At 54.7% G+C, this 26,789-nt stretch carries 23 protein-coding genes; 15 read left to right on the forward strand and 8 right to left on the reverse strand.

Annotation, left to right across the window (positions count from 1 at the left end; all coding sequences use genetic code 11):
- The first annotated feature begins 83 nt into the window (after nt 1-83).
- A complete protein-coding gene (locus ACIQ0Q_RS03295; RefSeq protein WP_395771523.1) occupies nt 84-857 on the forward strand; it encodes a hypothetical protein in 774 nt (257 codons plus the stop codon).
- Here ACIQ0Q_RS03295 and ACIQ0Q_RS03300 read toward each other — a convergent pair.
- Complete coding sequence (locus ACIQ0Q_RS03300) at nt 840-1,646, reverse strand: DUF3313 family protein (protein WP_395771524.1); 807 nt, start codon at nt 1,644-1,646, stop codon at nt 840-842. The two genes, ACIQ0Q_RS03295 and ACIQ0Q_RS03300, sit on opposite strands and share 18 nt — an antisense overlap.
- Nucleotides 1,647-1,871: 225 nt before the next feature.
- Here ACIQ0Q_RS03300 and recJ point away from each other — a divergent pair, with 225 nt between their 5' ends.
- From recJ to lysS, 3 genes are all read left to right on the forward strand, one after another.
- Nucleotides 1,872-3,527 carry a single-stranded-DNA-specific exonuclease RecJ gene (gene recJ / locus ACIQ0Q_RS03305; protein ID WP_395771545.1) on the forward strand — a complete coding sequence of 552 codons (1,656 nt, stop codon included), beginning with the start codon at nt 1,872-1,874 and terminating at the stop codon, nt 3,525-3,527.
- Between the two features lie 21 nt (nt 3,528-3,548).
- A protein-coding gene (gene prfB, locus ACIQ0Q_RS03310; protein WP_395771525.1) for a peptide chain release factor 2 occupies nt 3,549-4,668 on the forward strand; the annotation gives its coding sequence in 2 pieces (ribosomal slippage) (nt 3,549-3,620 and nt 3,622-4,668; 1,119 coding nt in all).
- 13 nt (nt 4,669-4,681) lie between these two features.
- Nucleotides 4,682-6,196, forward strand: coding sequence for a lysine--tRNA ligase (gene lysS, locus ACIQ0Q_RS03315; protein WP_395771526.1), 1,515 nt, complete (start codon nt 4,682-4,684; stop codon nt 6,194-6,196).
- Nucleotides 6,197-6,245: 49 nt separating this feature from the next.
- Here lysS and ACIQ0Q_RS03320 read toward each other — a convergent pair whose 3' ends face one another.
- From ACIQ0Q_RS03320 to ACIQ0Q_RS03330, 3 genes are all read right to left on the reverse strand, one after another.
- Nucleotides 6,246-7,913 (reverse strand): AMP-binding protein, encoded by a 1,668-nt coding sequence (locus tag ACIQ0Q_RS03320; protein ID WP_395771527.1) that lies wholly within the window; start codon nt 7,911-7,913, stop codon nt 6,246-6,248.
- Between the two features lie 116 nt (nt 7,914-8,029).
- Complete coding sequence (gene acnA / locus ACIQ0Q_RS03325; protein WP_395771528.1) at nt 8,030-10,756, reverse strand: aconitate hydratase AcnA; 2,727 nt, start codon at nt 10,754-10,756, stop codon at nt 8,030-8,032.
- An 86-nt stretch (nt 10,757-10,842) separates the two neighbouring features.
- Nucleotides 10,843-11,622, reverse strand: coding sequence for a ferredoxin--NADP reductase (locus tag ACIQ0Q_RS03330; protein ID WP_395771529.1), 780 nt, complete (start codon nt 11,620-11,622; stop codon nt 10,843-10,845).
- A 309-nt stretch (nt 11,623-11,931) separates the two neighbouring features.
- Here ACIQ0Q_RS03330 and ACIQ0Q_RS03335 point away from each other — a divergent pair, with 309 nt between their 5' ends.
- Together ACIQ0Q_RS03335 and slyD are read left to right on the forward strand one after the other, a co-directional pair.
- Nucleotides 11,932-12,141, forward strand: a complete 210-nt coding sequence (locus ACIQ0Q_RS03335) for a cold-shock protein (protein WP_297802682.1) — start codon at nt 11,932-11,934, stop codon at nt 12,139-12,141.
- A 75-nt stretch (nt 12,142-12,216) separates the two neighbouring features.
- Nucleotides 12,217-12,699: a peptidylprolyl isomerase gene (slyD, locus tag ACIQ0Q_RS03340; protein ID WP_395771530.1), complete on the forward strand. Its 483-nt coding sequence runs from the start codon at nt 12,217-12,219 to the stop codon at nt 12,697-12,699.
- A 66-nt stretch (nt 12,700-12,765) separates the two neighbouring features.
- On the opposite strand, the gene ACIQ0Q_RS03345 is transcribed toward slyD, so the two are convergent.
- The 3 genes from ACIQ0Q_RS03345 to ACIQ0Q_RS03355 are packed head-to-tail and all read right to left on the reverse strand — an operon-like array spanning nt 12,766 to nt 16,964.
- Nucleotides 12,766-13,959, reverse strand: a complete 1,194-nt coding sequence (locus tag ACIQ0Q_RS03345) for an acetyl-CoA C-acyltransferase (protein WP_395771531.1) — start codon at nt 13,957-13,959, stop codon at nt 12,766-12,768.
- Nucleotides 13,960-13,972: 13 nt separating this feature from the next.
- Complete coding sequence (locus tag ACIQ0Q_RS03350) at nt 13,973-16,336, reverse strand: 3-hydroxyacyl-CoA dehydrogenase/enoyl-CoA hydratase family protein (protein WP_395771532.1); 2,364 nt, start codon at nt 16,334-16,336, stop codon at nt 13,973-13,975.
- Nucleotides 16,337-16,352: 16 nt separating this feature from the next.
- Nucleotides 16,353-16,964 carry a TetR/AcrR family transcriptional regulator gene (locus ACIQ0Q_RS03355; protein ID WP_395771533.1) on the reverse strand — a complete coding sequence of 204 codons (612 nt, stop codon included), beginning with the start codon at nt 16,962-16,964 and terminating at the stop codon, nt 16,353-16,355.
- A gap of 178 nt (nt 16,965-17,142) precedes the next feature.
- On the opposite strand from ACIQ0Q_RS03355, the gene ndk reads away from it, so the two are divergent.
- From ndk to ACIQ0Q_RS03395, 8 genes are all read left to right on the forward strand, one after another.
- Nucleotides 17,143-17,568: a nucleoside-diphosphate kinase gene (gene ndk / locus ACIQ0Q_RS03360; RefSeq protein ID WP_395771534.1), complete on the forward strand. Its 426-nt coding sequence runs from the start codon at nt 17,143-17,145 to the stop codon at nt 17,566-17,568.
- Between the two features lie 3 nt (nt 17,569-17,571).
- Nucleotides 17,572-18,717 (forward strand): 23S rRNA (adenine(2503)-C(2))-methyltransferase RlmN, encoded by a 1,146-nt coding sequence (gene rlmN, locus ACIQ0Q_RS03365; RefSeq protein WP_395771535.1) that lies wholly within the window; start codon nt 17,572-17,574, stop codon nt 18,715-18,717.
- Nucleotides 18,718-18,721: 4 nt separating this feature from the next.
- Nucleotides 18,722-19,552, forward strand: a complete 831-nt coding sequence (locus tag ACIQ0Q_RS03370; protein WP_395771536.1) for a helix-turn-helix domain-containing protein — start codon at nt 18,722-18,724, stop codon at nt 19,550-19,552.
- Nucleotides 19,553-19,560: 8 nt separating this feature from the next.
- Nucleotides 19,561-20,217, forward strand: coding sequence for a YfgM family protein (locus ACIQ0Q_RS03375; protein WP_395771537.1), 657 nt, complete (start codon nt 19,561-19,563; stop codon nt 20,215-20,217).
- Nucleotides 20,217-21,431 (forward strand): outer membrane protein assembly factor BamB, encoded by a 1,215-nt coding sequence (bamB, locus tag ACIQ0Q_RS03380; protein ID WP_395771538.1) that lies wholly within the window; start codon nt 20,217-20,219, stop codon nt 21,429-21,431. Before ACIQ0Q_RS03375 ends, bamB begins: the two co-directional genes overlap by 1 nt.
- A 2-nt stretch (nt 21,432-21,433) precedes the next feature.
- Nucleotides 21,434-22,831 (forward strand): ribosome biogenesis GTPase Der, encoded by a 1,398-nt coding sequence (gene der, locus ACIQ0Q_RS03385; protein WP_395771539.1) that lies wholly within the window; start codon nt 21,434-21,436, stop codon nt 22,829-22,831.
- 4 nt (nt 22,832-22,835) lie between these two features.
- Nucleotides 22,836-23,930 (forward strand): molybdopterin-synthase adenylyltransferase MoeB, encoded by a 1,095-nt coding sequence (moeB, locus tag ACIQ0Q_RS03390; RefSeq protein ID WP_395771540.1) that lies wholly within the window; start codon nt 22,836-22,838, stop codon nt 23,928-23,930.
- A gap of 120 nt (nt 23,931-24,050) precedes the next feature.
- Entirely contained in the window at nt 24,051-24,722 is a 672-nt protein-coding gene (locus tag ACIQ0Q_RS03395) for an NAD-dependent dehydratase (protein WP_395771541.1), read from the forward strand.
- Here the strand turns inward: ACIQ0Q_RS03395 and ACIQ0Q_RS03400 are convergent.
- Nucleotides 24,701-25,369, reverse strand: a complete 669-nt coding sequence (locus ACIQ0Q_RS03400; protein ID WP_395771542.1) for a M15 family metallopeptidase — start codon at nt 25,367-25,369, stop codon at nt 24,701-24,703. The genes ACIQ0Q_RS03395 and ACIQ0Q_RS03400 overlap by 22 nt on opposite strands.
- A gap of 49 nt (nt 25,370-25,418) precedes the next feature.
- On the opposite strand from ACIQ0Q_RS03400, the gene ACIQ0Q_RS03405 reads away from it, so the two are divergent.
- The gene (locus ACIQ0Q_RS03405; protein WP_395771543.1) at nt 25,419-26,606 is read left to right on the forward strand and encodes a DUF819 domain-containing protein; all 1,188 of its coding nucleotides are present in this window, start codon (nt 25,419-25,421) and stop codon (nt 26,604-26,606) included.
- Nucleotides 26,607-26,789 lie beyond the last annotated feature (183 nt).

The raw sequence follows: 26,789 nt of genomic DNA on the forward strand, positions 1-26,789 counted from the left end.
GTATCCTTCTGCTGCCGGAAAAACGCCGATTCGTTGGTCAACAGCCTTCCGCGCCGTTCGTTAGACTTGGCCGGCGTTTCAACATGGAAGTGCACGAGCCCGGCGATACCCGGCAGTTGCAAAGGTATTTCCGCTGCCCCCTGCAGGCCGACTTGCCTATGGCGGCTTTGTGCAGGCAAAGCGAGATAGGCGATGCCGGCTCGGAGTTCTGGTTACGTGCCGACCCTGTTTTTATGCAGGTGGAAATGCGCGGTGTCCGTGTGATGGCTTGGGATGGTTTCAATCTGAGCGAATCCGAGATGCTCGCGATGACCGCAGCGCTCGAACCATCCTTCGCTGAACATGGCATCGATCTCCTGGCTGGCATTCAGAGCTCTTTTTATCTTCGCCTTAGCGAAGGCAAGAGTCTTTCTTCAGCAGCACCGGTAATGGATATGCTCGGATGTGATATCGCGGGTCATTTGCCATCCGATCGTCGATGGATGGCATTATTCAATGAATGCCAGGTTGTTTTACATAACCACTCAATGAACGTCATTCGTCAACAAAACCATCAATTACCTGTCAATGGTCTTTGGTTCTGGGGCGGCGGAATCATGCCCGCATCGGTCAGCCATGGCTTTGCAACAGTACAATCTAAAGACGCCATGATTCGAGCCCTGGCTTATCAGACGGGTGCCGAGCAGGGCAGTGACGCGTTATGCGATCTCAGGCATTCGCGGTCCTGGCCTGAAATCGAAACAAGCTTTGATCCGAACATTAAGACCATTTTCGATTTTGCCGATGGCACAATTTGGCATTGGCAACCGGAATGGCGCCGATATTTCTGGAAACGGAGATCAATTACCGTCTTCTGAAGAGTCTATTTTTTCCGGTTTGCCCTTATCGATGAATTCAGGCGCGAGCGGAATGAGGAATGAAGCCCCTTTTCCGACCGCATCCACCTTGCCGTAGCGGGTTTCGCAAAGGCGTTCATTGGACTGGATATCCATTTCTGCAAGTTTCTTCCGCTTTGCCTCACCACCTGCGCCTTGAAGTAGAAGCTGGCCGAATTCGCGTGTGAATGTTTCAATCAAAGTGTAGGCGTCAGCAATTGAAGAAATCTTGGCACTGTTGAATAAGGGATTAGCGCCTTTAGCCCATCGCATGAATGCCAGCGTGCCATCGGCGGCACTGGCACGTGCATCCAAAGCTATGGCACCCATACCGATTGGGATTCGAAAGGGACCCGGTACAAAGGTGTCCACTGCTGCGGAAATTCCGGCCATGGATTTGGATGTCGGGGTAATGCCGGTCAGGGATACTTCAACGCGCATCGCGTCACCAGAAGCGTCCGTGTCTGCCCACAGATATTGACCCAGCCGGGTGCATATCGATCGGTTCAGGGCATTGCTAATAATCGCGAGTTGTTCCGCACTGATATCCGGATGCTCTGCAGGCAGGGTCAACGTGATGTCAGGCATGACATAAGTCTTGATTTCAGACAGTTTGGCAGTATCCACATACCGCGACACGCTCCGCCCCTGCTCATCGGTGATGGGCTCAAGTGGCCTATCGGATACAAGCTGCACTCCGCTGGTCTGGGGTATGCTGGCGCAGGCATTCAAAAGAATGAGCAGTGTTATGATGCCGGTCTTAACCAACATATCTTATTCTCTGGGTAGCACATTCGCTACAGAATACACTGAAGTCCTGAACTTCGTGTCAAGATTGCTTCCAGGACCAATTCCTACGGGAAATGACATTTCATCCTTCTCCGAAACATTGTTGTGAGTGGATTACCCGTTTATGATGGGTGCATGACGCCAAACCGCAGCATCCAACAGCGAACATTCACACCTGAAGTCGCCCATGCGTATGATTCGGCCCTCATGGGTAGGATTTACGCCGCCCGGGGAATTTCCAGTCCAGAACAAACCGATCTAAGCCTGCAGCATCTTATTCCACCGGATTCATTACATGGATTGGGTGATGCCGTTGCCCTGATATTGGATGCGATTGATAAACAGATGCGTATTGTCATCGTAGGCGATTTTGACTGCGACGGCGCCACCGGAACTGCTGTTGCTGTCCGCGGCCTGCGAATGCTGGGGGCACGGAATGTTTTTTTCAAAGTTCCCCACCGTGTACGTCATGGCTATGGACTGACCCCGGGACTTGTCGAAGACCTGGCTGAATTGAAACCAGACCTTATCATCACCGTAGATAGCGGTATCGCCTGTAACGCTGGAGTGGCAGCAGCCAAAGCCCTCGGATACCGCGTACTGGTCACCGATCACCATCTTCCGGGCGATATCCTGCCATCGGCAGATGCTATTCTGAATCCGAACCAGCCGGGCTGTCCCTTCGCAAGCAAGGCTCTGGCCGGTGTCGGCGTTATTTTTTATTTACTTCTGGCCGTCCGTAGGGAGATGCGCAATACGGCAGGCGGTCAAGCTGATTTGTCCGGTCTGCTTGATCTAGTGGCCATCGGCACCATCGCCGACATGGTTAAACTGGATGCGAACAACCGACGTCTCATCCGCGCCGGATTGGCACGCATCAATGCAGGGCGCTGTCAGCCCGGAATCGCCGCTTTGGCGGCGATCGGCAGGCTGGAGCTGGGCAAAATCGACGCGCTGGATGTCGGGTTCCGGATTGGTCCGAAAATCAATGCGGCCGGCCGCCTGGAAGACATGTCCCTCGGCATCGAATGCCTGCTGGCCGATGAGCCCTCTCAGGCCATGGATATGGCACAAAGCTTGCATGCCATCAATCTCGAAAGACAACATCTGCAGCAGGACATGCTGGATGACGCGGAAAGAGTGCTGGGTACCCTCAATTTTGAAGCATTCACTGAGCAGAAATGTCTAGTCCTGCATCAGCAAGACTGGCATCCGGGCATCATTGGTCTGGTAGCGTCCCGCCTGAAAGATCGCCTGCATCGTCCAGTACTGGTTTTTGCGCCCAGTGAAGCGGGCAGCATGGAATTACGGGGGTCGTGTCGGTCGATTACTGGATTCCATATGCGGGATGCGCTTGCGCTGGTTGATGCCCGGTATCCGGGACTTATTGCTCGATTCGGGGGTCATGCTATGGCAGCAGGGCTGACACTAGCCCGCAAGCACCTCTGCGATTTCACCCAGGCGTTCCAAGCGGTGGCTTCGGAGATGCTCGACTCCGATCTTCTGCAGGAAGTCATCCTGACCGATGGCCCTCTAGCACCGGAACAGCTTGACTATGTTACTGCCGAAATGCTGGTTCACGCCGGACCGTGGGGCCAGGGCTTTCCGATTCCGGCATTCGACAATGTCTTTGATGTCATCGGCTGGCAGGTTCTCAAAGATAAGCACCTCAAGCTGCAGCTCAGATTACCAGAAGGCGCAGAGACCATCCAGGCGATCCATTTCAACGGCTACTCGGGACTTAATCCTCCGGCCCGTGTCCGTGCGGTTTATCAGCTTCAAACCAATGATTTCGGCAACAAGCGCAAAGTCCAGTGCCTTATTCGCCATTTGGAATCCGTTTACGATACAATATCAGTCTGATTATCATGAAGTTTTCACTGTATGGAACTGAATCCGATTCGCAACCGCATCGCCGATTTGCAAGAGCGTGTTACCTCGCTCAGGGGGTATCTTTGACTTCGATAACAAAGTCGAGCGTCTTGAAGAAGTAAATCGCGAGCTGGAAAGTCCACAAATCTGGAATGAGCCGGAAAAGGCTTTGGCGCTCGGTAAAGAACGGGCCGGCCTCGATAAAACCGTATCCGAAATCCGCGGCACCCTTGATGGCCTGGCTGAAGCCCTTGAATACCTCGAGCTGGCTGAAATGGAGAATGACGAGGGTATTGTCGAATCAGTCACCACCGATGTCGCCAAAATCGCCAGTCGCGTCGAAAAGCTTGAATTCCGGCGCATGTTCTCGGGTGAACAGGACCATACCAATTGCTTCATAGACATCCAGTCCGGTGCTGGTGGTACCGAAGCCCAGGATTGGGCCGAAATCGTGCTACGGATGTATCTGCGTTTCTGCGAAGCGCGTGGCTGGAAGACCGAACTGATGGAAGCCTCTGATGGCGATGTGGCCGGAATCAAGAGCGCGACGTTCCGGGTCGAGGGCGAATATGCCTATGGCTGGCTTAAAACGGAAATCGGAGTACATCGGCTGGTACGCAAATCGCCTTTCGATTCCGACAACCGACGGCACACGTCATTCTGCTCGGTATTCGTCAGCCCGGAAGTAGACGACAATATCGAAATCGAAATCAACCCAGCGGACTTGCGTACCGATGTCTACCGGTCTTCGGGCGCGGGTGGTCAGCACGTCAACAAAACCGAGTCAGCGGTGCGAATAACCCATATTCCGACGAATACCGTTGTCGCTTGTCAGATCGAACGATCGCAGCATGGAAACCGCGACCGTGCCATGAAAATGCTGAAAGCCAAGCTCTACGAACTTGAGCTGATGAAGCGCAACTCCGAAAAAGATGCATTGGAAGCCACCAAGTCCGATATCGGATGGGGCAGCCAGATCCGCAGCTATGTGCTGGATCAGAGTCGAATCAAGGATCTACGAACCGGCATCGAACGTACCGACACCCAGAAAGTCCTCGATGGCGACCTCGACGAATTCGTCGAAGCAAGCCTGAAAGCCGGTCTCACCGCCGGTGCCAGCCGCAATAACTGATTCAGGGAATCGCATGAACGAGAACAGCATCGAACAGCCGCAGGACGAAAACCAGCTCATTGCCGAACGCCGCGCGAAACTCCGAGCGCTGCGCGAGCAGGGCATTGCCTACCCAAATGATTTCATTCGTGCCGATTATGCTGCCGATCTCCAGGCGGAATATACCGACAAGGACCGCTGGAGCACCGAAGCCCTGCAGGAGCATGACCGCGCAGTCCAGATTGCCGGCCGGCTGATGGCCAAGCGCGTCATGGGTAAAGCCAGTTTCGCCCAGTTACAGGACATGACCGGCCGCATCCAGCTCTATCTCTCGGGCGCCGACTTAGGCGAGGTTTATGAATCCTTCAAGCACTGGGATGTCGGCGACATCATCGGTGTCGCCGGCGTACTCACCCGCACCAAGACCGGCGAACTGTCCGTCAAGGGCAAAAGTCTGAGATTGTTGACCAAGTCATTGCGCCCGTTGCCGGACAAATGGCATGGCCTGTCCGATGTCGAACAGCGTTACCGTCAGCGTTACGTCGACTTGATCGTCACCCCTGAAGCACGCGATGTCTTCATCAAAAGATCCCAGATCATTTCCGCACTGCGCAATTGGCTGGACGCAAGGCGATTCCTGGAAGTAGAGACGCCGATGATGCATTACATTCCGGGTGGCGCAACCGCCAAACCGTTCATGACCCATCACAATACGCTCGGTCTCGATCTGTATCTGCGCGTGGCACCTGAATTATATCTAAAACGCCTGACTGTTGGCGGTCTTGAGCGCATCTATGAGATCAATCGGAACTTCCGTAATGAAGGCGTGTCCACCCGCCATAATCCGGAATTCACCATGCTCGAGTTATACGAGGCCTATGCCACCTACAATGAGATCATGGATCTGACCGAGGGCATGATCCGAGCGGCAGCTGAAAAAGTACTACCAGCCATGCAAACACACTGGGACGGCGCCGACATCGACCTCTCGAAACCCTTCAGGCGCTGGACCATGACCGATGCCGTGCTCGAGCTTAATCCACAGATATCATCGGCGGATATCCGAGATATTGCTGCCATGCGCCGGCATTGCGAGGCGCTCGGGGTACGTTACAAGCCGTCCTACGGATGGGGCAAGTTACTGCTTGAGGTGTTCGAGAAAACCGTCGAGCACACGTTGGTCCAGCCGACCTTCATCACCCAGCACCCGACCGAAATCAGTCCACTGGCCCGTGCTAACGACAACGATTCCGGTCTGACCGACCGATTCGAGCTGTTCATCGGCGGCAAGGAAATCGCCAATGGCTTTTCCGAGCTGAACGACTCCGAAGATCAGGCTGCGCGTTTCGCCGAGCAGGTCAACCAGAAGGACGGCGGTGACGACGAAGCCATGCACTTCGATGCTGATTACATCCGCGCGCTGGAAGTCGGCCTGCCACCCACTGGCGGTCTCGGTGTCGGTATCGACAGGTTAGTTATGATGCTGACCGGATCCGCCTCCATCCGCGATGTATTGCTATTCCCGTATATGCGTCCGGTTAATGACTAAAAGAAAAGGGCGCAATAGCGCCCTTTTTTAATGCTCGGCATTGTTAGTATTAGGCACTATCACGTAGTTCGCGGCGGAGAATCTTGCCGACGTTAGTTTTCGGAAGCTCAGTACGGAACTCGACGACTTTCGGCTGTTTATAGCCGGTCAGGTATTCACGGCAATAGTGCTTAATATCATCAGCGGTAATCGACTGGTCTTTGCGGACTACCACGACTTTCACGGCTTCACCGGATTTCTCATCCGGCACACCTACTGCAGCCACCTCAAGAATGCCCGGCATGGCAGCAATAACGTCCTCGATTTCATTGGGGAACACATTGAAGCCGGACACTAAAATCATGTCTTTCTTGCGATCGACGATGTAAAAAAAGCCCTTATCGTCCATCTTGGCGATGTCACCGGTGTGCAACCAACCTTCGGCATCAATCACTTTTGCCGTCTCATCCGGGCGTTGCCAATAACCCTGCATGACCTGCGGGCCTATCACACAAAGCTCACCGATTTCACCCTGCGGCAGGATGTTGCCGTCATCATCCTTGATGCAGCAGTGCGTGCTTGAAATCGGCAGCCCGATGGCCCCGTTGAATTCCTTGAGATCAAGCGGATTCATGCAGCAGGCGGGTGAAGTCTCGGTAAGGCCATAGGCCTCAATCAGCGTGACTCCGGTGACATTCTTCCATTTCTCTGCTACGGCTTTCTGCACAGCCATGCCGCCGCCGAGAGCCAGATGCACGCGACTGAAATCGAGCTTTTCGAAGCCAGGCGTGTTGAGAAGGCCATTGAATAAGGTATTTACGCCGGTAATCGCGGTGAAATTGCTTTTTCTCAACTCTTTGACGAATCCGGGCATGTCGCGCGGATTGGTGATCAGGTAGTTGAGACCGCCGAATTTCATGAACACCAGACAGTTCGCGGTCAAAGCGAAGATATGGTAGAGCGGCAGGGCAGTGATGATGATTTCACTGCCTTCCTTGGCATTTGTTCCGATCCAGGACGAAGCCTGCTGCATGTTGGCAACCAGATTGCTGTGACTCAGCATAGCGCCCTTGGATACACCGGTCGTGCCTCCGGTGTACTGGAGGAACGCGATTTCAGAGGGTTGGATACTGACATGTGGCAGCTTGTGCTTGGCGCCTTTGGCAAGCGCCTTCCGGAACCGAATAGCGTCCGGTAGATCGTAATCAGGCACGGCCTGCTTAACATGGTTGAGTACGAAATCGATGATCAGACCCTTCGGACCCAGCATCTCCCCGACACTAGTGGTGATGACCTGCCGCACTTTAGTTTCATGAAGGACTTCTTCAGCGGTACAGGCGAAATTGTCCAAAACCAGCAATGCGGCTGCTCCGGAATCGTTAAGCTGGTGCTTCAATTCGCGGGCGGTATACATCGGATTTGTGTTTACCACGGTCAGGCCTGCACGGAGAACGCCGAAAATGGCGATGGGATATTGCAGTATGTTCGGCAGCATAATGGCGACACGTTCGCCCTTTTTCAGCCTCAGCTCGTGTATGAGGTAGTTGGCAAAATGCGCGCTGAGTTCATCGACTTCGCGGTAGCTGATCGTCTTACCGAAGTTGCTAAAGGCGGGTCGATCGGCAAATTTTGAAATCGCCTTTTCGAGCACGGAAACAATTGATGGGAACTCGCTGATGTCGATGTCATGGGGAACATCAGGGGCGTAGCTGTCAAGCCAAGGACGATTCATGCTCATGGGTTTAATCTTTAGCGGTGGGTCAGCTCATTTGAGCATAAGCTCTAAATGCTGACAAGCCCGCTCACATGAAAAAAGCGGCATTGGCCGCTTTTTTCATCATGATTTCACATGGATTAAACAGCCTTGCGCGAGGCCAGCTGACGCAGTACATAATGCAAAATGCCGCCATGGCGGAAGTATTCGACCTCTTTCGGGGTCAACAACAGTACTTTGGCCCGGAAGCGCTTGACGCAACCATCGGTTGCGGTAGCGACCACATCGGCAATTTTACCGGCACCGTCTCTGAGACCAGTGATGTCGAAGCTTTCATCACCGTTAAGTCCATGGCTGGCGGCATTCTCACCTTCCAGAAACTGCAGCGGCAATACACCCATACCGACCAAATTCGATCGGTGGATGCGCTCGAAGCTTTCGGCGATCACGGCTTTAATACCTAGAAGAGTGGTGCCCTTGGCAGCCCAGTCGCGGGAGGACCCGGTACCGTATTCCTTGCCAGCGATGACCACAAGCGGAACACCTTCGGTCTTGTAACGCATGGCGGCATCATAAATCGCCAACTTTTGATTGGACGGGTAATGAATAGTATTTCCGCCCTCTTCACCACCAAGCATCAGGTTCTTGATGCGGATATTGGCGAAAGTGCCGCGCACCATGACATCATCGTTTCCGCGACGCGAGCCATAGGAGTTAAAGTCGGCCGGTGTGACACCACGGCTTTGCAGGAATTGGCCTGCCGGCGAGCTGGCCTTGATGTTGCCGGCGGGTGAGATATGGTCGGTAGTGATCGAATCGCCGAACAGTCCGAGTAAGCGCGCGCCATGGATGTCCTCGATGCTGCCGATGGCCATGCTCATACCATCGAAGTAGGGCGGATTCTTGATGTAGGTTGAATCACCGCTCCAGGCAAATATCTCGCCCTCGGGCGAAGCAATCTGGTTCCAGCGGGAATCGCCCTTGAACACATCGGCGTAGTTCTTCTTGAACATATCAGGACCGATCGAGGTGGCGATGGCATCGCTGATTTCCTGGTTGCTGGGCCAGATATCCTTAAGATAGACGTCATTGCCGGCAGCATCCCTGCCGAGCGGCTCGCGGCTCAGGTCGATATTGACCGTTCCGGCGAGCGCATAGGCGACTACCAGCGGCGGCGAAGCCAGGTAATTCATCTTCACTTCGGCGTGCACGCGGCCTTCGAAATTGCGGTTACCCGAAAGTACCGAAGCAACCGTGAGGTCACCGGCGGCAATAGCAGCGCTGACCTCGACCGGCAGCGGACCGGAGTTACCGATACAGGTAGTACAGCCGTAGCCGACGACGAAAAAACCCATGGCTTCAAGATCTTTCAGGACATCGGCTTTTTTCAGGTAATCGGTGACCACCAAGGAACCCGGTCCGAGTGAGGTTTTCACCCAGGGTGCAGGCTTCAGGCCACGGGCCGCGGCTTTGCGAGCAAGCAAGCCGGCTCCCAACATCACTGCCGGATTCGAGGTGTTGGTACAGGAGGTGATGGCGGCAATGACTACGGCGCCGTCCTTCATTTCCACCGACTGACCGTTGATTTGGGTCTGGACCGTACCCAGCGCTGCAGTGACATCGCCACCCTCGTTCTCGAACTTCGCGACATCGCCGTTTTTCGGTTTGCGGTTGGCGGTCAGGGCGACCAGATTATCGCTGTAGTTCTGTTTCATCTCGGTCAGCAGCACACGGTCCTGCGGACGTTTCGGGCCGGCCAGGGACGGTTTGACTTCGCCCATGTCCAGATGTAGAACCGCGCTGTATTCGGCTTCGGCATCGGTTCGCCACAAGCCTTGGGCCTTGGCATAGGCCTCAACCAGATTGATCAGTGTTTCTTCTCGGCCGGACAGGCGCAGGTAATTCAGGGCTTCGGCATCAATCGGAAAGATGCCGCAGGTCGCACCGTACTCTGGCGCCATGTTGGCGATGGTGGCGCGGTCGGCCAAGGGCAGATGGTTCAGGCCGTCGCCGAAGAATTCGACAAACTTGCCGACCACGCCATGCTTGCGCAGCATCTGGGTTACCGTCAATACCAAATCGGTGGCGGTCGCGCCTTCCGGCAGTTTTCCGGTCAGTTTGAAACCGACCACCTGCGGAATCAGCATCGAGCTCGGCTGACCGAGCATCGCAGCCTCGGCTTCGATACCACCGACACCCCAGCCGAGAACGCCGATACCGTTGATCATGGTGGTGTGTGAATCGGTACCGAATACGCTGTCCGGAAAGGCATACAGGGTGCCGTCGATGTCACGTTCCATCACCACACGTGCGAGATTTTCGAGATTGACTTGATGCACGATACCAGTATTCGGTGGCACCACTTTGAAATTATTGAAGGCTTTCTGGCCCCAGCGCAGGAAGCTGTAGCGTTCCCCATTGCGGGAGAATTCAATCCGGCCGTTTTCATCCAGCGAACTGGCCTTACCGAAGGAGTCGACTTGTACTGAATGATCAATAACCAGTTCAGAGGGAATCAAGGGATTGATGTTGGATGCGGAACCGCCGAGCTTGACCACGGCATCGCGCATGGCGGCAAGATCCACCACGCAAGGCACTCCGGTGAAATCCTGGAGCACCACTCGTGCCGGCATGAAAGCGATTTCGGTATCTGGTTCCTGCTTGGCATCCCACTGGGCGACGGCTTCAATCGAGGCTTTGGTTACCGAAACCCCGTCTTCGCACCGCAAAAGATTCTCAAGAAGGATCTTCATCGAGTAGGGAAGCTTGCTGATGTCGTAGCGCTGGCCAAGCTTATCCAGGCTGAAAATGGTATAAGTCTGGCCGTTGACGGTCAGGTGATCGCGCGTGGCGAAGGAGTCGGACATGGGAGGCTCCTGAATAGGGGGAAAGGCAGACGGAATGGGACTTCGTCAGCCCAATATTATGCCCGATTACGGCCTGTTTTTGGTGCTTATTTCTCGACGAAGGCGCGTTCGAACACGTAATGGCCGGCCTGTCCTATCTTGCTGGAAGCGACGAATCCTCGGGCGTCCAGGATTCGGCGGAAATCAGCCAGCATGCCGGGGCTGCCGCAGATCATCGCTCGGTCGGTTTCCGGATTGAGCTCGGGCAGACCGAGGAAACGCGGAATCTCTCCGTTCTCGAGCAAGGTAGTGGCACGGCCGTGCAAGGCAAATGGTTCACGCGAGACCACCGGGACGTAATGAAACTGATGGCTGATTTGCTCGCCGAGGTATTCATGGCGCGGCAATTCATTCTTGAAATAATCGGCATAGGCAAGATCCTTGACGTGACGCACACCATGCACGACCACCACGTGTTCGAAACGCTCATAAGTTTCTGGATCTTTGACGATGGCCAGAAAAGGAGCGAGGCCGGTTCCGGTTGAAAGCAAATAAAGCACTTTTCCGGGATGCACGTCGCTGATTAAAAGCGTTCCTGTCGGTTTTCGGCTGATCAACAGGCCGTCGCCCGGCTGAATATGCTGCAGTCGGGAGGTCAATGGACCATTCGGTACTTTGATACTGAAGAACTCCAGATGTTCTTCCCAATTGGCGCTGGCGATCGAATAGGCACGGACCAGAGGCTTGCCATCGACTTCCAGCCCGATCATCACGAATTGCCCGTTATCGAAGCGGAAGCCGTCGTCGCGCGCAACCGTGAAGCTGAAGTACTGTTCAGTCCAATGCCGGACGTCAAGCACCGCTTCCTTGATGTAGGGTAAATTCATTAAAGATATTCCAATCAATAAGATAGCGTTAAAAACCGGAGAAAATTCCAAGCCATCTATGCGCATATGATACGACTTTTGCTGAACCCACGGTCTTGATTCGGATCAACTCCAAAGAAAATCAGATATTTATTGGAATTTGCTTGCGTCTTGCTGTATAGTGCCTTTACTGATTTTGCTTAGGGCCAACATGGCTTGTGGCCCGGTGCGGTAGATTTTGTGGTCCGCTTCATCGTTACATTGCGGTATTCCTAGCAAAACAGTCCTACTTTCGGGTGGGTTTTTCTCGTTTTATCTAGGAGTAATACTATGTCAGATCGTCAAATCGGTACCGTCAAGTGGTTCAATGACGCCAAAGGCTTCGGCTTCATCACCCCGGAAAGCGGCGAAGATGTGTTCGTGCACTTCCGCTCGATCCAGGGCAATGGCTTCAAATCGCTGAAAGAAGGCCAAAAAGTGAGCTTCAAGCTCGTGAAAGGCCAAAAAGGCATGCAAGCCGACGAAGTGAATCCTGAGTAATAAAAGACGCCCGCGTCTTACTGAAAACCCCGACACGTCGGGGTTTTTTTTCAATCGTTCTAGGAATTTTTATTTATGCAAATCAGCGAAAACAGCGTGGTCAGCTTCCATTACACCCTGACTGACAAAGACGGCCAGGTCATCGACAGCTCGGCAGGCCAGTCGCCGCTGACTTATCTGCACGGTCTCGGACAGATTGTTCCGGGCCTGGAAAATGCCCTTGTCGGCAAGCAGGCCGGCGACAAGCTCGATGTCGAAGTCGCCGCTGCCGAAGGCTATGGTGAACACCATGACTTCATGGTGCAGCAGGTGCCGCGTGAAGCTTTCCAAGGTGTCGAGGACATCGAGACGGGCATGCAGTTCCAGGCGCAGACCCCGCAGGGCGGCATGACCGTCACCGTCACCGCTGTTGATGCAACGACCGTGACCGTGGATGGCAATCATCCGCTGGCCGGAAAGAAGCTTTTTTTTGCGGTTGAAATCGTGAACGTGCGTGATGCCACTGAGGAAGAAAAGGCACACGGACATGTGCACGGCGAGGGCGGTCATCATCATTGATCGTATCGTTCCCAGCAGAAAAAAAACACCGCTAAGCGGTGTTTTTTTTTGAATTTCCGAGTGTACTTACAGGGACTCGAAAATCCCTGCCGCACCCATGCCGGTACCGATACACATGGTAACCATGCCGTATTTGGCTTTGGTGCGCTGCATGCCGTGCACGATGGTGGCGGTACGAATGGCACCGGTGGCACCCAAGGGGTGGCCGAGCGCAATGGCACCGCCACAGGGGTTGACCTTGGATGCATCCAGTTTGCAGTCACGGATGACGGCGAGTGCTTGAGCGGCAAAGGCCTCATTCAATTCGATCCAATCCAATTGATCCGGATTCAGACCGGCCTGTTTGAGTGCTTTTGGAATCGCGGCAATCGGGCCGATTCCCATGATTTCCGGTGCGACGCCAGCAACCGAAAAGCTGACAAAACGGGCAATGGGGGTCAATCCATAATCCTTGACGGCCCGGGCAGATGCCAGGAGCACGGCACCGGCACCGTCCGACATCTGCGAGCTGTTGCCTGCCGTGACCGAACCGCGTACTTTGAATACCGGCTTGAGTTTGGCGAGTCCTTCAAGGCTGGTGTCGGCACGCGGACCCTCATCATTGACCAAGATTTGATTACGGGTAATGATGCGGGATCCAGCCAGATCAGCCGATTTTCCGAGCACATCATAAGGCGATATTTCAGTATTGAAATAACCTGCCTGCATGGCAGCCATGGCTTTCTGGTGGGATGCGAATGCGAAAGCATCCTGGTCTTCGCGCGAGACATTCCACTGTGCGGCCACGTTTTCGGCGGTAATACCCATGCCGTAGGCGATGGCGATATGGTCGTTCTCGAAAACCGAGGGCGCCATGGCGATCTTATTGCCCATCATCGGCACCATGCTCATCGATTCGGTGCCGGCGGCAATCATCAGATCGGCTTCGCCCAATCGAATTCGGTCAGCAGCCAATGCCACTGCCTGCAATCCCGAGGAGCAGAAGCGGTTGATAGTCTGTGCCGAAACTGACTGTGGCAAGCCGGCCAGTAGCGCGCCGATACGAGCGACGTTCATGCCTTGCTCGCCCTCGGGCATGGCGCAACCGACAATGACGTCATCGATGCGCTCCGGATCGATGCTCGGAGCCTGGGCCACGAGCTGGCGGAGGCAGTGAGCCAGCATGTCTGCGGGGTGTACGTTTTTGAATGCGCCGCGCGGAGCTTTGGCCACCGGGGTTCGGGTCGCGGCGACGATATAGGCTTCTTGGATATTTTTCATGGAGGGGTCCTGATTAGTTGCGCAGCGGTTTACCGTTTTTAAGCATATAAGCAATGCGTTCCTGGGTTTTCGGCATGAGCGCCAGCGCAACGAAATGTTCGCGTTCGAGATCCAGCAGCCACTGTTCGTTGACAAGAGTGCCACGATCGACGTCGCCACCGCACAGGACGGTTGCAATGCGGGTAGACACTTCCAAATCATGGTCGGAGATGAACCCGCCGGCATGCATATTGGTCAGCATCATTCTGAATGTGGCGATACCTATGGATCCTGCAACAGGTATGGATTTCGGAGCCACCGGCGGACGGTAAGCGGATTCAGCCATCGCACGGGCTTGGGCCTTGGCCACATGCAGGAGTTCATAGGCGTTGAATACGACGACATCGCCTTCGCGCGCCAATTTAAGCTCTTTGGCTTCCAGCGCGGATCCGGAAACCTTGCCCAGAGCGACTGCTTCGAAATAGGGCTTCAGACCGGCATGGACGTCGCCATTCGGTGGATTCAGCCCCACACGTGTTGCGATTTCCTTAAGACCGCCGCCGGCCGGCAAGAGGCCGACACCGGCCTCAACTAGACCGATGTAGCTTTCCAGGGCGAAGACCGAACGGGCAGCGTGCATCTGGAACTCGCATCCACCGCCGAGCGCCATGCCGCGCACCGCAGCAACGACCGGGATCTGCGCGTATTTGATGCGCATGCTGGTAGCCTGGAACTGGCCAATCATGGCGCTGAAATCTGCAATGCGACCTTCCTGCAGGGAGGCCAAAACACCTGACAAATCGGCGCCGGCGGAAAACGGCTCCTTGGTCTGCCAAACCACAAGTCCCTGGAACTGCTGTTCAGCGATATCGATAGCTTTTTGAATGCCGGCCAGCACACCATCGCCGACAGTATTCATCTTAGATTTGAAGCTGAGTACGCCGATGCCGTCACCGTCGTGCCACAGACGGACCGAATCGTCTTCGAATACCGTTTCGCCCGGGGCGAAGGTTTCAGCCAACAACGGATCCGGGAAACGTTGACGGGCATATACCGGATTTGCAGAGCGGGGCAGGGCGCGGCCTTGGGCGGCGCTGAAGCTGCCGTCGCCTCCATGTACGCCATCGATGGCAGCTACCCAAGCAGGAAGCGGAGCCTGACTCATGCTCTTGCCGGCGGCAATATCTTCGTTAATCCAGATCGCGACCTGTTTCCAGTCAGCAGCCTGCCAAAGTTCAAGCGGGCCCAGATTCCAGCCGTAGCCCCAGCGGATGGCGAAATCCAGTTCTCGGGCAGTAGCGGCGATATCGGCCAGATGAAAAGCGCAGTAGTGGAAGAGATCGCGGAAACAGGACCACAGAAATTGTGCCTGAGGGTGCGCGCAGGCGCGAAGTGCTTTGAATTTGGTTTTCGGATTGCGATCTTTGAGGATGGCGAGAACTTCCGAAGCGACTTGTCCTGCGCTCGGGCGGTACTGCGAGCTGGCCAAATCCAGCACATGGATTTCCTTGCCGACTTTTTTGAAAATACCCGCTCCGGTTTTCTGTCCCAGGGCCTTGGCGTCAATCAGCATCTGCAGGAAATCGGGTATGGTGAAGTGGGGGTGCCACGGGTCCGTAGGTAGTGTATCGGCCATGGTTTTGATGGTGAGCGCCATGGTGTCGAGCCCAACGACATCACAGGTCCGGTAAGTCGCTGATTTCGGGCGGCCAATCAGCGGGCCGGTCAAGGCATCCACCTCGTCGAAACCCATGTTGAATTGACTGGTGTGATACAGGGTCGAGAGAATTGAAAAAACGCCGATACGGTTGGCAATGAAATTCGGGGTGTCTTTGGCGGTGACCACGCCTTTGCCGAGCGTACTGACCAGGAAGGCTTCCAGCGCGGTCAGAACCGCAGAATCGGTTTTGGCACAGGGAATGAGCTCCACCAGATGCATGTAGCGAGGCGGATTGAAGAAATGAACGCCGCAGAAGCGGTGATGCAGCGATTCGTCCAGTACTTCAGACAGCGCATTGATGGAGAGCCCGGAAGTATTGGAGGCCAAAATGGCATGCGGACCGACATTGGCTAGGATCTTGGCGTAGAGCGACTTCTTCCAGTCAATGCGCTCGGCAATCGCCTCTATAATCAAATCACAGCCCGTCAATTTATCCAGATGTTGATCATAGTTGGCGGGCTCAATCTGCTGCGCCAATGATTTACTGGCCAACGGAGCGGGCGAGAGCTTGCCCAGATTGGCCAAGGCTTTGCCAACCACGGCATTTTTATCCGGGCCCTCGGCGGGAAGATCGAACAGGATGACCGGTACACCGGCGTTGGCCAGATGGGCGGCAATCTGGGCACCCATGACACCGGCACCGAGTACGGCGACTTTCTTGAAGCGGTAATTCGACATCGGAATACTCCAGTTTTCAGGCTCGAAGGCCGGCTTGTGCAAAGGCTATAAGGTGTTGTGCGGCTTTCTCGCAGTGGGCTTTTTCGGTCATGCCGGGCTGGCGCCGGATCAGACCGAAGTCGGCCATGGCATAGGTCAGGGCACCTGCGGTGAAGTCCATGCGCCAGTAAAGTTCTTCCTTGCTCAGTTGCGGCAGACAGACGGCCATGGCTTTGGCGAACTCCCGCAGGACCTGGCCGTAGTTCTCGGAGAGGAAGTTCCTTAATCCGTCGTTTTTCTCGGCATAGGCCCGTGCAAGTACCCGCACGAATGACGCACCGTGACGGTCCAGAGTCAATGCCAGTGCGGGCTGGATAAATGCCAGAAGAATGCCATGCAGATCGGCTGGGTCTCTGGCAACGGTTTCGGAAAGCGCGCTCAGCCGTTTTTCACTCATTTCATCCATGCGGTGCTTGAACACTTCATGCACCAAGTTTTCCTTGGATCCGAAGTGGTAATTGACGGCCGCAATATTGACATCCGCCCTCGATGTCACCTGACGCAGTGAGGTTCCGGCAAAACCGTGCTGCGCGAAAAGGTCTTCAGCCGCATGCAGGATGCGTTCTTTGGTATTGAAATGGTTCGTCATGCCTTTCCCGTAATCGAATTAAACGATTGTTTCAATCGTATGCTTGTACGACTCATGGGTCAAGTCTGTGCGGTAGATGCTTGAATTTCCATTGAAAGATGTCTGGATTAAGCGGCGCTCAAGGCTAAAAAATGCTAAAATAGACGCTTTCCCAATCCCCTAAACTCGGAGTACCTCCATGGCCATCCAACGTACCATTTCCATTATCAAACCCGACGCGGTCGCCAAAAACGTCATCGGCCAGATTTACAGCCGTTTTGAAGGCAATGGTCTGAAAGTCGTCGCCGCCAAAATGAAGCACCTTTCCCGCCGAGAAGCCGAAGGCTTTTATGCCGTTCACCGCGAGCGTCCATTCTTCAACGCATTGGTTGAATTCATGATTTCGGGACCGGTCATGATCCAGGTTCTGGAAGGCGAGAATGCCGTTCTCAAGAACCGCGAACTGATGGGCGCCACCAATCCAAAAGACGCCGCCCCGGGTACCATCCGTGCCGATTTCGCAGAGTCAATCGATGCCAATGCCGTGCATGGCTCCGATAGCCTCGAGAACGCCGCCATTGAAATCGCCTATTTCTTCGCGGCTACGGAAGTCAGCGCGCGCTGAATCATGGGCGACGTGACCAAAGTCAATCTGCTCGACCTTGACCGTGACGGTCTGGAGCGCTTTTTTGCTGATGATCTCGGCGAGAAGCGTTTCCGCGCACATCAGGTGATGAAGTGGATTTATCATCGTCATGTCTGCGATTTTGCCGAAATGAGCGATCTCGGCAAAGAACTTCGGGCAAAACTGGAAGCACGTGCGGTGGTCATGCCGCCGCCCGTGATCCTAGATAAACCCTCCGCCGACGGTACCCACAAGTGGCTGCTCGGCATGGATCAGGCTAATGCCATCGAAGCGGTGTTCATACCCGACAAGGGCAGAGGTACGCTGTGCGTATCCAGCCAGGTCGGCTGCGGCCTTAACTGCCAGTTCTGCTCAACGGCGACCCAGGGATTCAACCGCAACCTCAGCACGGCTGAAATCATCGGTCAGGTCTGGGTTGCCGCCAAGCATCTGGGTAATGTGCCCCACAAGCAACGCAAACTCACCAACGTGGTCATGATGGGTATGGGCGAGCCGCTGCTGAACTTCGAGAATGTGGTCCGGGCGATGAATATCATGCGTGATGATTACGGCTTTGGTCTGGCCAATAAGCGGGTGACCCTGTCGACCGCAGGACTGGTTCCGATGATCGACCGCCTGTCTGAGGTCAGTGATGTTTCGCTGGCAGTTTCACTGCATGCGCCTACGAATGAGCTGCGGACCGAGCTGGTTCCACTGAACAAGAAATATCCGATTGATGAATTACTGGATGCCTGCGTTCGTTATGCCATGCGCAAGCCCAGAACATCGATTACTTTCGAGTACACCATGATGCAGGGTGTGAACGATCTCCCCGAACACGCGCGCGCGCTGGCAAAGCTGATGCGGCGGATTGATGCCAAGGTCCAACGCACCAACACTGCAAAGGTCAATCTCATTCCATTCAACCCCTTCGCGGGAACCCGATTCGAACGCTCGGAGGAGGCTCGTATCCGCGATTTCCAGAAACTTTTGCTTGACGCCGGGGTCCTAACCATGGTCAGGAGAACACGAGGTGACGACATCGACGCTGCCTGCGGCCAGCTTAAAGGGCAGGTGATGGATAAAACCCGTCGCCAGGCCGAATTCAAACAGAAATCGCACATCGACAGCATCACTCGGATAAACTGAGCCCATGAATCCCATTCAAAACCCACTGTTCCGAGAGCCGATCGGTATGACCTTCCGGGCTAAACGCGAGCTCATGGAGCTGACTGTCGAAGATGCTGCAAAGGCGCTTAAGTTCGGAACCCATCTGATTGAAGCCATAGAGCACGAAGAGTGGCAGAAGCTCGGCGCACCTATTTATGCCAAGAGTTACATCACTAGCTACATCAAGCTTCTGAGATTGAGCGAGGACATCCGCAATGAAATCCCGGGGATGAACAGCGCTCCTCCTCTCAAAGCCATTACTTCGGAAAAAATTAAGCCGGCACGGCGTTCACCAAAATGGTTGTTGGCTGCTATCAGCCTGATAGCACTAGGATCGCTTGTCGCTTACCTGGGCCTACGACAGCCTGCTTCCGAGCCCCTGTCTTTGAACTCCCTGGTCGATAATGCCGTAACTTCCGATAATCAGGCAATTCAAGCTGCCGTTTCGATTGATGGACAAAGCGCGAGCGAAATAGCTGTGCCGAATGCCGAACCAATACTGGCAGCTGTCCCTGCACAAATCGCGGAGATACTGATACGCAGCAACAAGGAGAGCTGGGTGGAAGTGCGGGGCAGGGATGACTCGATTCTTTTCAGCGGGACACTCACTGGAAGCGCTGAATTCCGTCAGGATTCTGCCAGGATCGGTAAAATCACCGTGGGCAATGCCAGTAGCGCGGAAATCAGCCTTGATGGCACCAAGCTCGACATTTCGCCATTGATCCGCGACGAAGTGGCTCGCTTCACTCTCTCCGAAGATGGAAAACCAACTGCTACTGTTTCCATTTCGACCCCGAACACCTCAAACGAATAATCAATCTTATGTCCGACCAATACGACGAACACGAACAGAGCGAGCGCGTCAAACAATGGCTTGTTCAGAACGGCTCAAATCTGCTCACCGGAATTCTTTTGATCATCGCTGCTATCAGCGGCTGGCACTGGTGGCAGGGCCGTCAGGCTCAGCAGTCCCAGGAAGCCGGAAGTCAATACCATACTTTCGTTCAGGCCATCAATAAGCCTGATTATGCCAAAGCCCTGGTGTTGGGCGAAGCCATCATCGCCAATTATGCTGATTCAGACTTCGCTTTTCTGGCCGCCTTGCGTCTATCAAGAATCAACGCTGATCTCGGCAAATACGATTTAGCCGCAGGGGCTTTGGACAAAGCCGCCTCCGTGGCTCTGAATGATCAAAACCGCGAATTAGTTGAAATCCGTAAAGCCCAACTTCTTCTCTCGCAGGGCAAGACGGCAGAAGCCGGAAAAGCCGCAGACGCCATCAATGCTGTGGCCTACCCGGCATCATTGGCAGAGCTTAAAGGCGACCTGGCTATGTCTTCCGGAAAGCCCGAGACTGCCGCGGATTACTACCGGGAGGCATTGCAGAAACTCAGTGCCGATGCCGGATCGCGTGGACTGATTGAATTGAAACTGACTGATGCCGGTGGAAACGCCGATAAACCCAAGGAGATCCGCTGATGCTTCGCAAACTGATCGTACTCTGCGCCGCATTGCTACTGCTGCAGGCCTGTTCGACTGTCACCGGAATCTTCAAGTCAGACAAGGAAAAGGCAACCGCTCCTGCTGCGCTGACCGATATCGAAAATCCGATTGCAATCCGTAAACTTTGGTCCATTTCGGTCGGACAGGGCGAAGCCGAACTAGCCATCCGCCAGAAACCGATCGTGGATGGGGATACTGTTTATGCCGCCGACTCCGCAAATCAGCTGGTTGCGGTCGATAAAGTCACCGGAAAAATTAAATGGAAAGCGTCTCCGAACAAAGAAGCCGCATCCGGAGGCTGGAAATTCTGGCAGAAACCCACACAGCCATTTGCATTGACCGGAGGCCCTGCGGTGTATTCCGGACTGGTGGCTTTGGGCGGGCGTAACGGCGAAGTTTTCGCATTCAATGCCGCGGATGGCTCGATACTGTGGAAAACAATGGTCAGCTCGTCTGTCATCAGCGCACCGCTAATCACTTTCGATACCGTAATCGTGCGCGCCAATGACGGCAAGGTGTTCGGTCTGGATTTATCAACGGGTGAAAAACGCTGGCAATTCGACCGCGGGCTGCCTTCGCTGAGCGTGCGCGGGAACAGTTCGCCGGTTCTCGGGCCCGGCCTGATTTTCATAGGTTATGAAGATGGCACCCTGATCGCCTTGCGTCAACAGGATGGCCAGCGCGTCTGGGAACAATTGATTGCCAAACCCGATGGCCGTACCGAACTGGACCGGATGTCCGATATTGATGGGGAAATCCAGGTCGGTGATCGTGAAGTTTTCGCCAGTTCTTACCATAATTCCACGATGGCAATCGCCATCAACAATGGCCAGCCCATTTGGGTCCGTGAAATCGGCGGATATGCCGGCGTTGCGATGCTTTCTGACCGTATCATCGTTGGTGACCGTGACAGTAACCTGTGGGCGCTCGACCGCAATAGCGGTTCCGACCTGTGGAAACAAAGTTCTCTCTTGCGCCGCAGCGTTACCACGCCGGTCGTGCAGGGTGCCTATGTTGTCGTTGCCGATGCCGAAGGATATGTGCACTGGCTGGATTCGGCAAGCGGCGACATCAAGGGCAGAGTAAAAGTTGGTGGCGCCGTACGCGGCAGTCCGGTTGTTTCCGACGATGGCATCCTGTTCATTCAGAACGTCGACGGTCAATTGTCCGCGTTCAGTCTGGCCCAATAAGCATGCTGGATATGGTGGCACTGGTTGGGCGCCCAAATGTGGGGAAGTCCACTTTGTTCAATGGTCTGACACGCACTCGTGATGCGCTTGTGCATGATGAGCCGGGTGTCACCCGTGACCGTCACTACGGCATCTGCCGCCTGAATCCCGAGCATCCATTCATTGTCTGTGATACCGGCGGTTTATCCGGTGATGACCAAGGCCTGGCCGGTGCAACGGCAAAGCAAAGCTGGATGGCCGCAGCCGAAGCGGCGGTCATCGTTTTCGTCGTGGATGCCAAATCAGGCCCAGAAGTTCTGGACTTTGATATTCTCGCCGGCTTGCGGAAGCTCGGCAAACCGATGGTATTAGGTATCAATAAGACCGACGGCAAGAATACCGAAGACGCCATCCATGATTTCGCCAAATTCGGGTTCAGCCATGTTCTGCCGATGTCCGCTGCCCATCAGCGCGGCGTACCTGAGCTGCTAGAGTTGCTCGGCAAGTTGCTGCCGGTACATCAGCCTGAGGTCCCGCTGGAGGACGACGGGGCATTGCGTCTGGCCTTTATTGGGCGCCCCAATGTCGGTAAGTCCACCTTGGTCAACCGTCTGCTCGGCGAAGAACGGGTGATCGCTTCGGATGTTCCGGGCACGACCCGGGATTCCATTTCGGTCAATCTGGAGCGCGATGGCCGGGATTACCGTCTGATCGATACTGCCGGTTTGCGCCGTCGTGGCAAAATCGAGGAGGCGGTCGAGAAATTCTCCGTATTCAAGACACTACAGTCCATCCAAGACTGCCAGGTTGCTGTAGTGATGCTGGATGCCGGCGAAGGCGTTACCGAACAGGACGCAACGGTGCTTGGCCATGTTCTTGAAGCGGGAAGGGCATTGGTGATTGCCGTAAACAAGTGGGATAACCAGAGCAACTACCAGCGTGAGCAAACCAAGTCCCTGCTCGAACGTAAACTCTCGTTCTGTACCTGGGCCCCGATTGTGACCATATCCGCTAAACATGGTACCGGTATGGCTGAGCTGTTCAAAGCCATTCACAAGGCCTATGACAGCGCAACCCGCCAATTCAGCACGGCGGAAGTCACCAAAGCCATCGAAATCGCCTATGCGGCATTCCCGCCACCCGTCGTACGCGGCCACGTTGCCAAAATGAAATACGGCCATCCCGGCGATACCAATCCACCGACCTTCATCGTTCACGGCAACCGCCTGAAAACCCTTCCAGACAGTTACCGCCGCTATCTTGAAAACTTCTTCCGGAAACGTTTCAAACTGGTCGGAACCCCCATCCGTTTTGTTTTCAAGGATGGCGACAACCCCTATGAAGGCAAGAAAAACGTATTGACCGACCGTCAGCTCGAAAAACGCAAGCGGCTAATTCGGCACCATAAACGGAATAAATAAGGCTATGCCGGTTACCATCATTTCACCGGCGCAGGCTTGCGACATGAACGTCGATGGACGTCTTCTCATTGACATCCGAGAGCCCCATGAATGGGCCGCTGGCATCGCGCAGGGCGCTAAACCCGTAACCATGGCTGAGCTGCAGGCCCAAGCTTGCCATCATCTCGTATCGTTTGATGAGCCTGTCATTTTGATCTGTGCCGGGGGTAAACGTTCGGAATCCTGTGCGGCCGAGCTCGGCCGGCAAGGCTACACGAATCTTTTCTCGGTTTCGGGCGGCTCCCAGGCCTGGATTGCGGCTGGTTTGCCAGTAAGTGCATATCAAGCATCGGATTTCGACCGCCGGTACGCCCGACAGATGATTCTTCCCAATGTCGGGCGGGAAGGGCAGCAGAAACTGAGTCATGCCCGCGTTTTGCTCGTCGGGGCAGGTGGTCTGGGCTCAGCTTGTGCGTTCTATCTTGCGGCAGCCGGTGTTGGGCATCTGGTCATTGTGGACGATGATCGGGTTGATTTAAGTAATCTACAGCGGCAAATTTTGCATAAAAACGGAAATATCGGTGAGTTCAAGGTTAAATCGGCAAAAAATGCATTAGATGATTTAAATCCTTCAATTAACGTTGAAATCCATATTGATCGTATCTCCGCAGAAAACATCAGTACTTACATTAATAATGTTGATTTAGTCATTGATGGATCTGATAATTTCGATACAAGATATGCCATCTCGGATGCTTGCACACGGCAGGGAATCCCATGGGTCTATGGTGCCGTCCATCGATTCGAAGGACAGGTCAGCGTATTCAACGCCTCGGCGCCTGATTCCAGAGGCCTCTGTTATCGCTGCCTGTTCCCTCAACCAGCGGATGCTGTTGATGCACCGAACTGCACCGAGGCAGGCGTTCTTGGCGTGGCACCGGGGGTCATTGGTATTTTGCAAGCTACGGAAGCCCTAAAGTACATTCTCGGCATCGGCGATTCGCTTTCTGGGCGCTTGTTGCATTTAAATCTGCTCACTATGTCGATTCATGAAACGCGCATGCAGGCAGATCCAGCATGCCGCATGTGCGGATCCCTAGTCGGGGCAGGCAGCCCGTAAGTTCCTGATGCGGATCATATGCCAGCGATAAAGCCACTCATTACTTCGCATAATGTATATTATGTAAGATAGGATCGGTCTGCCAGTAATGTTTCCTGAGATAACCCCTAAACTGTATCTATGCAAACACCTGCTCCAAACTTCACCCTGCTCATTCTCGGCGCGACCGGTCTGGTCGGTTCACAGTCCTTGAAACTGGCGCTGTGCGATTCACGAATATCCCGGGTTATCGCGCCGACACGACGTCCTATAGCCACGCATCCCAAGCTGTTCAATCCTGTCGTTGATTTCGAACACTTGACTGCAGCCGATTGGTGGGCTGTTGATACCGCTGTTTGTGCGCTGGGAACGACCATCAATCTGGCGGGCAGCAAAAAAGCTTTCAGAAAGGTCGATGCGGGTTATGTTTTGACTAGCGCACGATTGTTACGGGATGCCGGTTGCGCGCGTTTCGTGCTGAACTCCTCGCTGGGCGCGGACGAACGATCCCGGAACTTCTATCTGAAAGTCAAAGGCCAAGCCGAAGCAGGTCTGATGTCTATGAATTTCGAGGCCTTAACCCTTGTTCGCCCGTCCTTGTTGGATGGCGGACCACGCCCGGAACGTCGCTATGGCGAGGAAATCGGATTATGGCTTGCCAGGCATCTGGGGCGCCTGATTCCGGCGAAATACCGGCCGGTGCAGACGAGCGCCGTTGCCGCTGTGATGCATGAGGCCGTCTTATCGGACCGTCAAGGCCTGTACCTCATCGAATCCGACGAGCTGCAGCATTACTCGACCGGAAAATCATAGGCCTCATCCGGCAGAGGACCAGCCTTCCAGGTGTAATGCCACCACTCCAGCGGATAATTGACAAAGCCGTGTGCAGCCATCACCTGCAAGAGTTGTTGGCGCGCCTGCCTTTGCTCCGGGCTGGCACCGGCCCAATCGGTGTTGGCCTGCGTTCCGAAAAAGTCGAAGGGTACTCCCATGTCCAGCGGCCGGCATGGTGCCGAACGGCAATCCAGCAAGCCGACATCCGCCGTGGCGCCCTTGCTGTGGCCCGACTTCTCAGCGATGTAATTCGGTACCAGGCTCGATTTATCGAGATCCGGATAATAGATGGCTTTGCTGATCGGATCATCGGGCGCTTTGGACCAGGCCATGAATTCAGCGACGGCGCGCTGAGGTCGGTAACAATCATAAACAATCAGGCCGAGCCCCCTACCCCGCAAATCGACTTCGGCGGCAGCCAATGCCCGCGCTGCTGGTTCATGCAACAGGCACTTCGCCGACTGATATCCAGCGACCGGTTTTCCGGTGAAGTTCATTGCCGTGGCATAGCGGATATCCAATGCGATGACCGGAGAGTACGACCGGATATCGACCAAGGGGCCGGCCCCGAAAGCGTCGGTTGCGGCTAGAAGGTACCACAAGCAAATGCCGGGAGCGGATTTCATCAGTTGGACCTTTGTGGGATGGCTTTCTGATTATACTGTTAGCTATGCAATGCAAAAGCGCCAATGGGCCGATCCGATGATACAAAATGCTTGGGCCTACGTCGGCCTGCTTCTGATCTGTGCTGGCATTTTCCCGTTCTTCGAAAAACGTATGGGTTGGCGAATTTTCAGCGTTCTGCCGCCCATCGTCCTGACCTATCTAGCAGTGACCGCGTTGTCCGTTGCGGGTTTCTGGCAGATGGATACCGAAATGACCGTGGCACGCAAACAGATTCTTGATTGGCTGCTACCGGCATTGATGTTCCTGCTGCTGGTCAACTGCGACATCAAAGCGATACTCGCACTGGGACCGCGGATTCTGCTGGGCTTCATGTGCGCCACGATTTCCATCCTGTTGGCTTTTCTCGCGGCATTTGTCCTGCTCCGCAATTGGCTGCCCTCGGATTCGTGGCAGGTACTGTCCTCGGTTTCCGGCGGGTGGATCGGCGGTACCGCCAATATGGTGGCGGTATCCCAGGCTGTCGGTATCCGTCCGGAGTCGATGGCCAATGCGCTGATGACCGATGCCATCTGCTATGCCGTCTGGGTATTGATTCTTTTTGCCAGTGTGCCCTTGCAATCCCATTTCAACCAATGGAACCGTTCCGTGGTCATGGCAGATCGTCTAGATGCACACAATCCAAGGCGAATTGCGGATGCTAAGCCGCTGGATAGCGGTCTTATTCTGCTCTGGCTCGGTCTTGGACTTGTTGTGGGCAACCTTGCCAAGAGCCTTGCCGCCCTACTCCCGGCCTCTGAAGTGCTCAGTACCAGCTCCTGGACCATGTTGTTGGCCACGGCCTTGGGGCTGGCTGCTTCGTTCACCCCTTTGCGACGACTGGCAGGATCAATGGTGGTTTCCAACGCATTGCTTGCCATAGTCGTGGCCGCTTTGGCTTCCGGTGCCGATTTTTCCGGTATGAGCCAAGCCCCCTTTTACCTCTTCTGTGGATTCTTGGTTCTGGCGATTCACGCCCTGCTGATGCTTGCGGCGGCCCGACTGTTTAAATTCGACCTAGCCCTGTGCGGTATCGCCTCCCTGGCCAATATCGGTGGCGTAGCTTCAGCACCATTACTTGCAGCAAGCTATGCGCCCGTTTTGGCACCGGTCGGCGTGCTGCTGGCCATGCTCGGTTATCTTCTGGGAACCGGCGGAGGCCTGCTGTTGGCGCGTATTTTCCAAATGATGGGGGCTTGATGATATCTATGCTGCGATCTATCCTTGCTGCTAGCCTGATGGTCATCACGTCATTGGCATGGGCATACATGCCACTGGAGCCGGATTGGAATTCGGTGGGTATAAGCGCCGAAAAGCAATCAAGCACCTATTGGCTGCAGCGCATCCCGGATGCCGATTCAGTACTGCTGCAAAATCCAGCAA

The sequence above is a fragment of the Arenimonas sp. genome (assembly GCF_044348765.1).
Lineage (GTDB): Bacteria > Pseudomonadota > Gammaproteobacteria > Xanthomonadales > Xanthomonadaceae > Arenimonas.